The following is a 14,050-nucleotide window of genomic DNA, read 5'->3' as shown; positions in this document are numbered from 1 at the left end:
GATTTTTCCAAATGAAAAAAGCCGGACGAAACACGTCCGGCTTTCGAAGCAAATTGAGGATTGCGAGCAAACTCAGTCGTTGCCGTTGACAATCTTGTAGGTGAGCGCCGCGACCGCGCCGCCGACGAGGTCGGTGACGATGTAGAGCACGAGCATCGCGAGATTGGCCTTGCCCATCGCGAACACGCCGAGGCCGACCGCCGGGTTGAACGCGCCGCCGGAAATGCCGCCGACCGAAATCGCGCAGACAAAAACCGTGAAGCCGATCGCCAGCCCGTAAAACGAGTTGCCCGCAGTGCCCTTGGACGTGGCGGTGTTGAGCACCACCCAGACAAGCGCGAACGTGCCGATGAACTCGGCGATAATGCACGGAACGACCTTCTCAATGCCGCCGCCCACCCCGAGGCTCAAGCTCGCGTCGACCGCGAGGCAAACAACAATCGCCGCCACGACCGCAGCCGCGAATTGCGCGATCCAGTAGGGCACGACATCCTTCGCCTCACATTTGCCGCGCAGGAAAACGCCGAGCGTCACCGCCGGGTTGTAATGGCCGCCGGAAATATGGCCGCCGGCATAAACCATGACCATGAGCGCGGAGCCGATGGCAAGCGCGCCAAGGACGGGGCCTTGGTTGACGACCATGCCGACGGTGAACACCAGAAAAAAGGTGCCGATGAATTCAACAATGAGTTTTTTCATAATAGTATGTGATGGAATTAGGATGTGTCGCTACCCGCCCCAGGGCGAATAACATGAACGGAAAAATTGAAGCCCGCGAAAAAAGGCAACACGCAAAAATTTTGCACACAATCTTTTTAACCGGTGCCAGCATGCGCTCATTGCGCGCATCCGCCCGCAAAAACGGACGCTCCGGCACAACTTACCGCCTTTTCACGATTCGCACATTATTTTTTCGCAGCCGCCGCGTGCGCGGCGGAAACATGCACATACTTTTCAGCCCAGCCCTTGAGCTTAGCCTGTTCCACCTCGCTGAGCGGGCGCACGACCTTTGCCGGCGCGCCAAGCACCATCGAGCCCGGTGGGATCACCGTGCGCGGCGTCACCACCGCGCCCGCACCCACAATGCTCCGCGCCCCCACCCTCGCGCCGTCGAGCACCGTCGCGCCCATGCCGATCAGGCACTCGTCCTCAATCGTGCACGCGTGGATGATCGCGCCGTGGCCCACGGTCACCCAGTCGCCGATGATCGCGTCGAGATCGTCCGCCAAGTGCACCACGCAGTTGTCCTGAATGTTCGAGCCCTCGCCCACCACGATCCGCGCAATGTCGCCGCGCAACACCGCCCCGTAAAACACGCTGCTTTTGGGTCCGAGCGTGACATCGCCCACAACGGTCGCGTTGGCGGCGACCCAATTGGCGCTGGCTGTGTCGGGAGTTTTCGAGAGATGGGCTGCGAGACGATCGTGAACGGTCATGATTGTTGAAAATGTTACACGGAGACACTACTCCCAATCCCGCAAAAGCACACGGAAAATTACAAAAAAGTAAGCTTCACGAAAGATATCCGAAAATAATTCGTGCGATAGTCGGGGCGAAACATTCCAAAAGACACATCCATTTTTCAAACATCCGCTCTTATGACAAACCACAACACGCAACCCGCCCATCACGCAAAAACCGCACGCCGCCCGTTCGCCCTCCTCGGCGGCAGCCTTGTCGCCGTGGCTGCGATCACGCTCTCGGCCGTCGCCTTCGCGAAACAGGACGAGAAACCGGGCGTCACAATGAAAGTCGACGCCACCCCGCTCACCCGCACCGCGCCCTCCGCCACCGAAAGCTACGCGCCCATCGTCAAGGAAGTCGCGCCCAGCGTCGTCAAGGTGCTCGTCACCGAACGCGCCAAAAACGTCCCTGTCGCCGACAATCCATTTTTCAGCGACCCGCGATTCCGCGATTTCTTCGGCCCATTTTTCGGACCGTATGGCGACGATGACGGCAGCGGAGGCAATCGCGGCAACAACCGCCGCGGCAGCCGCATGCAACGCCAGCCCGAGCAAACCGGCCTCGGCTCCGGCGTCATCGTCTCCGCCGACGGCTACGTGCTCACCAACGCGCACGTCGTCAACGGTGCCGACGAAATCAAAGTCTCCCTCAACGACGGACGCGAATTAAAGGCCAAGGTCATCGGCACCGATCCGAAAACCGACATCGCAGTCATCAAAGTCGAGGCCACCGGCCTGCCCGCCGCCACCTTTGCCGACAGCGACCAACTCGAAGTCGGCGACCGCGTGCTCGCCATCGGCAATCCCTTCGGCATCGGCCAGACCGTCACCGCCGGCATGATCAGCGCCCTCGGACGCGGCGTCGGCATCATTGAGGACGGCCAGGGCTACGAGGATTTTATCCAAACCGACGCCTCCATCAACCCCGGCAACTCCGGCGGCGCGCTCACCGACATGCGCGGACGCGTCATCGGCATCAACACCGCCATCCTCTCCCGCTCCGGCGGCTTCCAAGGCATCGGCCTCGCCATTCCCGCCAACCTCGTCCGCAGCGTCATGGAGCAACTCGTCGCCAACGGCAAAGTTGTCCGTGGCTTCATCGGCGTCGCCGTGCAAAACCTCACGCCCGAAATGGCCGGGCAATTCAAACTCAAAAACGCCGACGGCGCGCTCGTCGCCGAGGTCACGCCCGACGGCCCCTCCTCGAAAATCGGCATTCAGCCCGGCGACATCATCACCGATTTCAACGGACGCGCAGTCAAGGACGGGCGCACGCTCCGCCTCGCCGTCGCCGCCGTCGCTCCCGGCACCAGCGCATCCATCACCGTGATGCGCGACGGCAAGCCCGAGCAACTCGCCATCATCGTCGGCAACCAACCCGGTGAGAAAAGCACATCCGGCAACGACGCATCCGGCGGCGCCAAAACCGAGGATAACGGCACGCTCAACGGCGTCGGCGTGGCCGATCTCGACGCCCGCACCCGCCGCGCCTACGGCATTTCAAGCAACATCACCGGCGCGGTCATCACCGACGTCGATCCCGACTCGCCCGCCGCCGCCGCCGGCCTGCGCCCCGGCGACGTGATTCAGGAAATCAACCGCGAACCCGTCGCCAACGCCGACGAAGCCGTCAAACTCACCGAGAACCCGCCCTCGAAAAAGACGCTCCTCCGCGTCTGGAGCCGCGGCGGCACCCGCTTTGTCCTCGTTGACGAAACCGAATCTCCCGAAGCCTCGAAAAAATAAAACGAGGCGGCCCGAAACATAACCATCATACCACGTCCCGGCCTGCGCCAACGCAGACCGGGACGTTTTACTTTTTGGCCGCGACGACATCGCCCCACCTGAATCGCCCCAATTCGGCTTAAGTCGAATTACATCGCGCCCTCCAATCGGGGACACGCCCCCGTTTCCAGCCTTGCCAGCGCGGCGGCGCGGGCATTACGCATTTGCCCATCGTGTTATCGCGCTTTCTTCCAGAAGATTTCGACACCGCCAAACCCATCACGCTCATCGCGGGACAGGGGCGATACCCCGTGCTTGTCGCCGATGCGATACGACGGGCGGGCATACCGATCCGGCTGCTTGCATTTCATGAGGAAACACCGCCCGAGCTTTACGCCACCTTCCCCGACGCCGAGCGGCGCATGGTTTATGTCGGACAACTGGGCAAGGCGCTGCGCGCGCTGCGCGAGTTTGGCACCGGCTACGCGCTCATGGCGGGGCAGATCACGCCCAAGCGCCTCTTTGGCGGGCTGCACCCCGATTTGCTCGCAATCAAAATCCTCTTTTCGTTGAAACGCCGCAACGCGGAAACAATTTTTGGCGCGCTCGCCGCCGAAATCGAAAAAGCCGGCGTGCGCATGCTCGACGCCCGCTGCTTTCTGGACGAGCAACTCGCCTCAACAGGCGTCATGACCGGGGGAAGATTCCCCATCAACAACGAATACTTGGAGCACGGCATCCACATCGCGCGCGAATCCGCGCGCCTCGACATCGGCCAGGGCTGCGTCGTCCGCAAAGGCACCGTGCTCGCGGTCGAGGCGTTTGAGGGCACCGACGAAATGCTGCGCCGCGCGGGAACATTCAAGACCGACGGCACGCTCTTTGTAAAAACGGTCAAGGCCAACCAGGATTATCGGTTTGACGTGCCTGTTTTTGGACAACGCACGCTTGAAGTGATGCGCGAATCCGGTCTGCACGCCGCCGCGCTCGAGGCCGGACGAGTCATCATGCTCGACAAGCCAGCCGTGATCGCGCAGGCCAAGGCATGGGGCATCTCGCTCTGCGGATTCGAGTGACCCCGGCCCCCTCGGCGCGGGTGAAATCCAACAACGTGCGCGCGATTTGCGCATATGAGGAAGTGATCGCACCAATCTAAAAAAATTGACCCATCCATTTGTTCGATGTTTTAAGTAAAAATCGTTGTATCCCCCCCTGCCCCGAAGGGGTATCCCCGCGCATCGCCGCACCTCGTTACTCCACGGCAACCCGAAGCATGTTTCACTGGCTGAAAATTCCTGAAAGGGCTTGACGGTCATTCGAGAATAAGGATTTCTCTAAAAATTATATGACCGACTTGAATCATAAATAAGCCCCCTGGTCCCCAATCGTTCAAATCCCTCAACGCCTGCCTTCGCATCCCGTTACGCCGCATCCCCGTTTTCGCAACAACATCCACTAAAAACATCCGACACTCAATGAAACTGCGCGCACTCATCCCCGCACTCATCGCCAGCCTGTTCCTCGCCGGAACATTCCTTCACGCCGCAAACGCGGATGGGGATTTCCTCAAATACACCAGCCACAATCCCGATCAGCCCGAGCACACGCTCGACGCCGCGGCCTTCGCCTCGCCCTCGGGCTGGGCGCGTCCGCAAACTTGGTGGCACTGGCTCAACGGCAATGTTTCGCGCGCGGGCATCGAGGCCGACTTGCGCGAGATGGCCGACAAGGGCATCGGGCAGGCGCAGGTTTTCTCCGTCGGCAATCGCGACAAAAACCCCGCGCCCGTCCCCTTCGCCTCGCCCGAGTGGTTCGACCTCTTTCGCTTCGCCACCGAAACCGCCGCGAAACACGGCATTGAAGTCGGCATTCATAATTGCGACGGCTGGTCCGAGGCCGGCGGCCCGTGGATCACTCCCGAGCAATCGATGAAGGAGCTCACGTTCAAAACCCTTCGTGTCACGGGCAACGGCGCGGAGCAGTCCATCGCGCTGCCCGAGCTCGACCGCAAGCTCGACTTCGTCCGCGACATCGCCGTGCTCGCCTGGCCCGCGAAAGGCCCCTCGGGCAAGTCACCCGTCACGCGCTTCAAGTTCATGGCGGGTGCCGCCAGCGACCGCGGTTCCGGCCCCGAGGGAGCCGCGCCCTCCAAGCCCGTCCCTCCCGAGCGCGCCCTGCGCCTCGACGAGATTCGCAACCTCACCGCCAGCGTCACCGGCGGCGCGCTCCGCTGGCGCGTGCCCGACGGCGAGTGGGTTGTCATGCGCGTCGGCTACACCACCACGGGCAAGACCACCTATCCCGCCACCGCCGAGGGACGCGGCCTCGAGGTGGACAAGTTCGAGCCCGCCTTCGTCAACCAGCACTTCGACGGCTACTCGAAAAAAATGCTCGACGCCGCCGGCCCGCTCGCCGGGAAAACATTTTCCGTCATCGAGACCGACTCATGGGAGGCGGGGCACCAGAACTGGACGCAAAATTTCGAGCGCTATTTCCGCGAGCAAAACGGCTACGACATCCTGCCGTGGCTGGCCGTTTACGCGGGCGAATGCATCGGGGACATAACCACGACGGAAAATTTCCTCCGCGACCTCCGCCAAACCTTCGCCGCCCTCATCGCAAAAAACTTCTACGAAACAATGGCCGCGCGCATCCACGCCGCCGGCCTGCGCTACGAAACGCAGGACCTCGTTGAAAGCTTCGCGCGCAACCCGCTCGGCGGCTACCGCGCCTCCGACGTCCCGATGGGAACCCTCTGGCAGCCGCACCGCGAGAAAAACCTCATCAACAACATCCGCGTCTCCGGCCCCGCCAAGCTGTCGCGCCGCGCCGAGGCCGCCAGTGCCTCGCATTTTTATGGCAAGCGCTATGTCGCCATCGAAACGATCACCGGACGGCGCGGCAACTGGGCGCATTCCCCCTGGAGCCTCAAGGGCACGGTGGACAGCAGCTTTCTTGACGGCGCGAACCTCCTCGTCTTCCACACCTTCTCGCACCAGCCCGACGAGCGCTCCCCCGGCTGGCAAATGAACCCCTGGGGCACCGCCCAAAACCGCAAGCTCACCTGGTGGCCGTTCTCCAAGCCGTGGTTCACCTACATCTCGCGCACGCAATACATGCTCCAGCAGGGCAAGACCGCCAACCGCGTCCTCTACTTTTACAGCGACCAAGTCCCCTCGGGAAGCGCCCACCTCGCGCTCCGCTCCAATCATCAATACGACATCGCCGACGGCGACGCCGTGCGCAATTTCCTCCGCGTCGAAAACGGACGCCTCGCCAGCCCCGGCCGCATGAACTACGAGCTCATGGTCGTCTCCAAGGACACCACGCTGCTCCCCGAAACACTCGAAAAACTAAAAACCCTCGTCGAGGCGGGCGCGCGTGTCTCCGCCGAAAAAAAGCCCGCCTTCAACCCGACCCTGCGCGGCGGCGCCGAAGCCGGCGCCCGCTGGCAAAAACTCGTCGCGGAACTTTTCGGCGACGGCTCCAAGTCAGCCCGCAAAATCGGCAAGGGCGTTTTCTACGCCGGCCACACGCCCGACGAGGCCATCGCCGCCCTCGGCCTCCGCGAACCGTTCACATGCATGCTCGATGATGCCTTCGCCCCCAAGGACATCGCGTGGACGCACCGCGAGCACATCGACGGCTCCGAGTGGTTCCACATCGCCAACAAGGACTCCACCGCGCCGCGCTCGGGAATCATGTCCTTCGACGTCGCCGGAAAACCCGCCTCCATCTGGCACCCCGAAACCGGCGAAATCACACCCGTGCCCGTGCTCGACGAAGCCGATGGCCGCACGCGCATCCCCCTCGCGCTCGCGCCCCTCGAAGGCGTCTTTGTCGTGTTCGGCGGCAAAAACGCGCCGCGCGCGCAACCCGCGTCGAGCGTGACCGTGGACGGCAAGCCGGCGTTTCCCGTCACGCCGCCTCCCCCCGCCGACGACCAAACCATCATTGACAACAAAACCATCACCAAAAACTTCACGGTTTTCGTGACCGTCTCGCCCGCCGCGAAACGCCGCGTCACCGAGCGGAGCACCACGGGCGTCATATCGCTGGACGGGGAAAACATCCTCCTCGTCCCCGAGGAAATGCACAAGAAAGTCGGCGACAAAAAGCACGCCTGCGCCGGCCTGAGCGTGGGCCGCAACTCCATCGCCGTCTTCGAGCACGGAGCCAGTTTCCGCAACAGCGTCCTGGTCTGGAACAACCCCGTGCCCCAAAACGCGCGCATCGCCCTCGTTTATAAAAACAACGTCCCCACGCTCTACCTCAACGGCAGGCAAATCGCCGCCGGCTCCGCCTCCGGCCGCGTCGTCCACCCGCCCGCGACCCTCCGGGGAGCGTTCAGGGGCGGGGCGGACGGATTCTCCGTGCATGACACGACATTCGACGCCTCCAAAATCCTCGCCGACGCCCGCGCCAAAAACGTCGCGCCGGACACAATCAAAAACACCGCCCCGTCCGAGCGCCCCGCGCTGGCCGACAACACGGCGCTCGCGGGCGACTTCACGGTTTTCGTGACCGCCTCGCCCTCGGCCGACCGCCCGCTCACCAAGCAAAACACCCGTGGCATCGTGTCGCTGGACAACGAAAACCTCGTCCTCTATCCCGACCAGATGCACAAGGCCCTCGGCGACAATAACCACGCCTGCGCCGGCCTGAGCGTGGGCCGCAACTCCATCGCCGTCTTCGAGCACGGCGAGCGTTTCCGCAACAGCGTCCTGGTCTGGGACAACCCCGTGCCCAAAAACGCGCGCATCGCCCTCGTCTACAAGGACAACGTCCCCGCGCTCTACCTCAACGGCAAACAAATCGCCGCCGGCTCCGCCTCCGGCCGCATCGTCCACCCGCCCGCCGGCACCCGCGAGGCGTTCAAGGGCAAGGCCCGCGAATTCGCCGTTTATGACACCGCGCTCGACGCCAAAAAAATAACAGCCGACTCCCGCGCCAGCGCCAGCGGCAGGGCGCGCAACATGCAAGACTCCCCGCCCGCCCTGGCCGACAACGCCGCCATCGCGACGAACTTCACCGTCCTCGTGACCGCGACGCCCGCCGCCGACCGTCCGCTCACCGAACAACAAACCAAGGGCGTCATATCGTTGAAAAACGAAAACATTCTCCTCTATCCCGAGGAAATGCACAAGAAAGCCGGCGACGACGCCCACGCCTGCGCCGGCCTGAGCGTGGGCCGCAACTCCATCGCCGTCTTCGAGCACGGAGCCCGTTTCCGCAACACCGTTCTGGTTTGGGACAACCCCGTGCCTGAAAACGCGCGCATCGCCCTCGTCTACAAAAACAACGTCCCCGCGCTCTACCTCAACGGCAAACAAATCGCCACCGGCTCCGCCTCCGGCCGCGTCGTCCACCCGCCTGCGGCCATCCAAGGCTTGTTCAAGGGCCGCGCGACCGGCTTTGCCGTGTATGACAAGGCATTCGACGCCAAAAAAATCGCCGCTCTCGACCTCGCGAAAGCGCCGCCCCCCGAATGCGCCGAACCGGAGCCGAAATCGCCCCGCCTTTACGTGACAACCAAGGGCAAAATGGGCGCGGAATTTTTCACGCCTGGGAAAGTTGAAATCAAGAAAGCCGGCGGCCAAACGCGCGCGCTCGCCGCCGACAAAATCCCCGAGCCCAAAACGCTCGCCGGCCCGTGGGCAGTGACATTCGACGCCAAATGGGGCGCGCCCGCCGGCCCGCAACGCTTCGCCACACTCACTTCGTGGACGGAGTCGCGGGAGCCCGGCATCAAGCACTACTCCGGCGTCGCGACGTATGAGAAGGAGATCGCGCTCGACAAAAACGAAACCGCCGCCGGCCAGCGCGTGTATCTTGAGATCGACCAGGTCTGCGAAGTCGCGCAAGTCACGGTGAACGGAAAACTCGCCGGCACGCTCTGGCGTCCGCCCTACCGGCTCGACATCACCGACGCCGTGCGTCCCGGCAAAAACACGCTGCAAATCGCCGTGGCCAACACATGGGTGAACCGCTGCCTGCACGACGCCACCCTGCCGGAATCCGAGCGCCTCACCTGGGCGAACACGATGGACGTCCACTTTCCCGATCCCAAAAAGGCCAAGCCGGCCAACTCCATCCACTGGGCTTACGGCCCCCTGCCCTCCGGCCTGATCGGCACGGCAAAACTCGCGTTCTCAAAACTCGTCGAGGAAAAGTAAGCATCCCTCCAGTCCTCCCTATTCCATCGGACGAAGCATTCCGCTTCGTCCGATTTTTTTATTCCACGCCAAAGACGCTTCACCGCCCGCGCGAACACGCAAACAGCAGCATCAGTCAAAACCCCGTTACCTAATTTTGCCCCAAATGCCATTCGTTTCAGTGGCCCCCAATAGGTTGCACTCCCTATGAAATCTGCCGCGTTTAGAAACTGAAAAAAACAGACGGCTTCTCAGACATCCCCTCAAACGCGGTTTATCACATCAGCGCATCCGCGCGTAAAACCAACCGCCGATGAGCAACAACGCCGCGCCCGGCAGGCATGCCGCGACAACAGGCGGCAAAATGCCCTGCGACCCCATCGACTCGGCCACTTTTTCCAGCGCAAAATAAATCGCAAACAAACCGAGCGATTTCGACACGCCGACCGCCGGATTCACGCGCACGCCGGTGATGGCAAATGGAATCGCGATCAAAATCACAATCAGCGGCGCGAATGTTCCCGCCAGAATCCCGTAGTAGCGCATCGCGTAAATCTTGAGCTTCGGGCTCTCCAGCACCTCGAAATAATCCATGATCTGCCTGAGTCGAAAAAATGACAGGTCCTTCGGTTTTACGTCGAAACTCAACATCAACTCAGGAGCCTCCTTGTAATACGAAACCGCCTTCTCGTCGAAAGGCGCGGAGCCCGTCACCGCGCCGGTTTCGGGATCAAACAAAGTCTCGCGCCCATTGTGAAACACCCAGCAGCCAAGCTCCTTGTCGAGATGAGCCTCCTTTGCGTAAATGCGCAGCTTTTCCTGTCTCCGCACGGTGAACTCGGACACCGTCACGCCGTAACCGCGCTGCGCGTAGCGGCTGTAACGGTTCATAAACCAAATGCGCCCCTCGCGGTCGTTGTCGAACGTCACCATGCGCGTCACCCCGATCGAACCCGCGTCGGTCGCGGCCTTCGCCTCGTTGCGAAATCCGAGCTCCTGCAACATTGTCAGCGATTTCTCCACCGACCAGGGCACGATGCTCGCATTGAGCCACCACATCACGCCGCACATCAGCACGCCCACGACCCAAATGCTCCGCGTTATCTGCCCGTAGCCCAGCCCCGCCGCGCGCATCGCCGTGATTTCGTTTCCGCGGTGCAACCGTCCCAGCACATACAGAAGCGACACGAGCAGGATGATCGGCAGCACAAATGACAAAAAACTCGGCACCCTGACCGCGAAATACTGCCCCATGTCCACGATATTCGCGCCCTTGTTTCGCAAATCGCCGAAGTCCTGAATCATGCACTGGACGAGCAACATCCCCAGCGTGGCCAACACCACGATGAGCAGGAAGCCCAACCATTCGCGCAAAATATGCCGGTCGATCGTTTTCAAGAACCGCTGATAAAAAATCACAACCCGCCCGATGCAAGCCGTCATTCCCTGTCCGCAAAAACATCCGGCGCCTTTGGCGGGGTGAAACAGCCGGGGACCGTTCGTCTATCGCCCACATTTCGGCCCAGCCGGAGGCTTCGCCCTACCGTTTGAGCTTCTTCCTAAACTCGTCCGCCGGGCACGCGCAGTTGTCGCCGCAGCCGGGTTTCTTGCGCTTGCTCCACGCGCGCCACACAAGCCACGTCGCGGCGACCCCAACGATCACCAACGCCGCCACAGTCTGAAACGTCGCGCTCATGGCAAGGTGGCACAGACATTTTTGTCTGTGCCATGAATCGTGCGCCGCTCGGCACAGACAGGAATGTCTGTGCTACCTTGCGAGCGCCGTCTTCTGTTTTTATTCGTGTTCATTCGCGTCCATTCGCGGTTAAAAACCGAGCAGCGTGCCCACTTGATAAACCGCGAAGCACACCACCCACGCGGTGCCTGTCATGTAGCCGAGCTGAAACAGCGGCCAGCGCAGCGAATTGGTTTCGCGCCGCACCACGGCGAGCGTCGCCAGGCATTGCATCGCGAAAACATAAAATATCATCAGCGTCAGGCACACCAGCGGCGTGAACAGCGGACGTCCATCGGGCCACGTGGCCTTCGCCAGCGCATCGCGCAACGGCACCACGTCGTCCTCGTCCTTGCTCTCCACGTTGTAGACCACCTTCAGCGTCGAGACAAACATCTCGCGCGCCGCCAGCGAACCGATCAGCCCGATGCCGATTTCCCAGTTGAAACCGAGCGGCTTGATAACCGGCTCAAGCGCGCGCCCCGCCATGCCCGCGAAACTATGCTTCAGTTGCTCGCTTTCATTTCCGCCATTCTCGACAACAACAACCGCCTCCGCGTTCGCCGCCGCCATCTCCTGACTCCTGACTCCTGACTCCTGACTCCTTTCATTATCCAGCTTCGGATACGCCGACAAAAACCACAGCACGATCGAAATTCCCAAAATCACCGTGCCCGCGCGTTTCAAAAACATCCACGCGCGCTCGAACATGTGCAGCAGCACGTCGCGGATGCGCGGCAGGCGATACGGCGGCAGCTCCATGATCAGCACCGGCGGCTCGCCCTTGAGCAGCGTGCGCTTGAACAACCACGCAAACCCAAACGCGCCCGCGGGCCCGAGCATATACATGAGCATCATCAGGCCGACCTTCATGGCCAGCGACGCCTCGCCGCCCGGCACGATTGTCGCGATCATCAGGAAATAAACCGGCAGGCGCGCCGAGCAGCTCATGAACGGCGCGATCAAAATCGTGACGAGCCGGTCGCGCGGGCTCTCGATTGTGCGCGCGGCCATGATGCCCGGAATCGCGCACGCGTGCGAACTGAGCAGCGGTATGAACGCCTTTCCGTTCAGCCCCACAAAACTCATCAGCCGGTCCATGATGAACGCCGCGCGCGCCATGTAGCCCGTGCTTTCGAGCAGTCCGATGAAGAAAAACAAAATCAATATCTGCGGCAAAAACACCACCACTCCGCCCACGCCCGTGATCGCGCCGTCGGTGATCAAGTCGCGCAAATCGCCCGGCGCCATCGAGTCCTTCACCCGGCCCGCCAGCCCGTCGAACCAGCCCTCGATCAGCTCCATCGGATATCCGGCAAACGTGAAGATGCTCAGGAACAGCACCGTCATGAGCGCGCCGAGCACGAGCCAGCCCCACACCGGATGCGTCACCACCGCGTCGATTTTGTCGCTGCGCGACGAACCGGCGGCGGCGTTTTCCCTCTGCTCGACAATGCCCTCGCAAATCGCGGAGATCGCGTCGTAGCGGCTGTTCACAAGCGCGCCCGACCAGTCCATCTCCTCGGTGTCCCAGCGCTTTTTCCAGCCTTCAAGAATCGCGTGCGTGCGCGCGCTCAACGGAGTCGAGCCGGCCACGCGCATCGCGTCCTGGTCGGTGAGCAGCAGCAACGCCTCCGCGCGCGCGATGAGCGGCGCCTTGCCGTCGTTGGCGACGAGCGACGATTGCAACTCCGCGACCGCCGGCGCGATCTCCGCGGGCACGTCCCACGCGTGGCGCGAGAGCGGCAGGTCGGCGCGGCTCATCGCGAGCTTGATATCGACGATGCCCTTTCCGTTGGCCGCCTCGCAGGCGATCACGGGGATGCCGAGCAATTTTTCCAGGCGCGCCACGCGAATGGTGATCCCCGCCTGCTCCGCGAGATCCATCATGTTGAGCACGAGAATCACGGGCCGCCCGAGATCGAGCACCTGGTGCACGAGGTAAAGATTCCGCTCCAAATTCGCCGCGTCAACGACGCACAAAATCCGGTCGGGCTGCGGCGTGTCGGCGCGGCGGCCGAGGAGCACGTCGCGCGTCACCGCCTCGTCGGGCGAGCGCGCCGCGAGCGAATACGCGCCCGGCAAATCGATGAGCGTGATCGGATGCCCGTGTTGCGAATACGCGGAGCCGACCTTTTTTTCAACCGTGACGCCGGGATAGTTTCCGACCTTCTGCCTCAAGCCGGTGAGCGCGTTGAACAGCGTGCTCTTGCCGCAATTCGGATTGCCCACGAGCGCGTAGACAAGCGGACGCGAAGGCGCGGGAGAAGACTGGGTGGCGCTTTCGCTCATTGCGCCGCCTCCACGATCACGAGCTCGGCCTCGCTTTTGCGCAGCGTGAGATTGTAACCGCGCACTTTTATTTCGAGCGGATCGCCGAGCGGCGCGGCGCGCATGAAAGTTATTTTTGCGCCGGGCAACAGGCCCATTTCGCGCAGGCGCAGCGAAGCCGCGCCGGTTTTCGGCATTTCGCGCACGACAGCCGTCGCGCCGATGGTGAGCTCGGAAAGTTTGCGGGTGTTTGGCATGAAATTTTCTAACCGCGAATGAACGCGAATTGACGCGAATAAAGGCAGAAATACTTTTGTCTATTCGCGTTCATTGGCGTCCATTCGCGGTTGATAGATTGAATTGAAAAAACTCACACCGCGCGCGCCGCCGCGCCGCGGATTGGCTCGACGACGATATGCTGCGCCGCAACCGAGCTGAGCGCCACGCGCACGCCGCAAAGCTGGCAGAGAAGCGTGTGCCTGCCGGAAATCTTATCGACGACCGCCGATTCGCAAAACCCCATCTCGCGCAACCGCTGGCACACCTCGACCTTCCCCGACAACTCGCACACGCGCCCCGACGCCCCCGCCGGAAGCTCGGTGAGCTTCATGCGCTGCCCGCCCCCGTGCGACTGGGTGCGACCGTGCGGATTATGCGGTCTGGTTGTCATTTGAAAAGTGAAACACCGACTAAAATGAGAC

At 62.1% G+C, this 14,050-nt stretch carries 10 protein-coding genes; 3 read left to right on the top strand and 7 right to left on the bottom strand.

Annotated elements, in window-relative coordinates:
- Positions 1 to 72: 72 nt before the first annotated feature.
- A complete protein-coding gene (locus tag M2447_RS09555) occupies positions 73 to 699 on the bottom strand; it encodes an aquaporin (protein WP_192881134.1) in 627 nt (208 codons plus the stop codon).
- Between the two features lie 206 nt (positions 700 to 905).
- Positions 906 to 1,436, bottom strand: coding sequence for a gamma carbonic anhydrase family protein (locus M2447_RS09550; RefSeq protein WP_277558422.1), 531 nt, complete (start codon positions 1,434 to 1,436; stop codon positions 906 to 908).
- 162 nt (positions 1,437 to 1,598) lie between these two features.
- On the opposite strand from M2447_RS09550, the gene M2447_RS09545 reads away from it, so the two are divergent.
- The 3 genes from M2447_RS09545 to M2447_RS09535 all read left to right on the top strand — a co-directional run bounded on the left by M2447_RS09545 (position 1,599) and on the right by M2447_RS09535 (position 9,364).
- Complete coding sequence (locus M2447_RS09545; RefSeq protein ID WP_277558421.1) at positions 1,599 to 3,209, top strand: DegQ family serine endoprotease; 1,611 nt, start codon at positions 1,599 to 1,601, stop codon at positions 3,207 to 3,209.
- A gap of 212 nt (positions 3,210 to 3,421) precedes the next feature.
- The gene (gene lpxI, locus M2447_RS09540; protein ID WP_277558420.1) at positions 3,422 to 4,264 is read left to right on the top strand and encodes a UDP-2,3-diacylglucosamine diphosphatase LpxI; all 843 of its coding nucleotides are present in this window, start codon (positions 3,422 to 3,424) and stop codon (positions 4,262 to 4,264) included.
- A 399-nt stretch (positions 4,265 to 4,663) separates the two neighbouring features.
- A complete protein-coding gene (locus M2447_RS09535; protein WP_277558419.1) occupies positions 4,664 to 9,364 on the top strand; it encodes a glycosyl hydrolase in 4,701 nt (1,566 codons plus the stop codon).
- A gap of 261 nt (positions 9,365 to 9,625) precedes the next feature.
- Here M2447_RS09535 and M2447_RS09530 read toward each other — a convergent pair whose 3' ends face one another.
- The 5 genes from M2447_RS09530 to M2447_RS09510 form a co-directional block, all read right to left on the bottom strand.
- Positions 9,626 to 10,741 carry an LptF/LptG family permease gene (locus tag M2447_RS09530; protein ID WP_277509992.1) on the bottom strand — a complete coding sequence of 372 codons (1,116 nt, stop codon included), beginning with the start codon at positions 10,739 to 10,741 and terminating at the stop codon, positions 9,626 to 9,628.
- A gap of 142 nt (positions 10,742 to 10,883) precedes the next feature.
- On the bottom strand, positions 10,884 to 11,039 hold the full coding sequence (locus M2447_RS09525) for a FeoB-associated Cys-rich membrane protein (protein WP_277509993.1): 156 nt from the start codon (positions 11,037 to 11,039) through the stop codon (positions 10,884 to 10,886).
- Between the two features lie 129 nt (positions 11,040 to 11,168).
- Positions 11,169 to 13,370 (bottom strand): ferrous iron transport protein B, encoded by a 2,202-nt coding sequence (gene feoB, locus M2447_RS09520; protein ID WP_277509994.1) that lies wholly within the window; start codon positions 13,368 to 13,370, stop codon positions 11,169 to 11,171.
- Positions 13,367 to 13,606, bottom strand: a complete 240-nt coding sequence (locus tag M2447_RS09515; protein WP_277509995.1) for a FeoA family protein — start codon at positions 13,604 to 13,606, stop codon at positions 13,367 to 13,369. The genes feoB and M2447_RS09515 overlap by 4 nt, the downstream gene beginning before the upstream one ends.
- Before the next feature lie 113 nt (positions 13,607 to 13,719).
- The gene (locus M2447_RS09510) at positions 13,720 to 14,019 is read right to left on the bottom strand and encodes a FeoA family protein (RefSeq protein WP_277558418.1); all 300 of its coding nucleotides are present in this window, start codon (positions 14,017 to 14,019) and stop codon (positions 13,720 to 13,722) included.
- Between the last annotated feature and the right edge of the window lie 31 nt (positions 14,020 to 14,050).

The organism is Ereboglobus sp. PH5-10 (assembly GCF_029504735.1).
Taxonomy (GTDB): Bacteria; Verrucomicrobiota; Verrucomicrobiia; order Opitutales; family Opitutaceae; genus Ereboglobus.
Note: the sequence above shows the minus strand (reverse complement) of the source record. Positions and strands in the feature narration are given on the sequence as shown.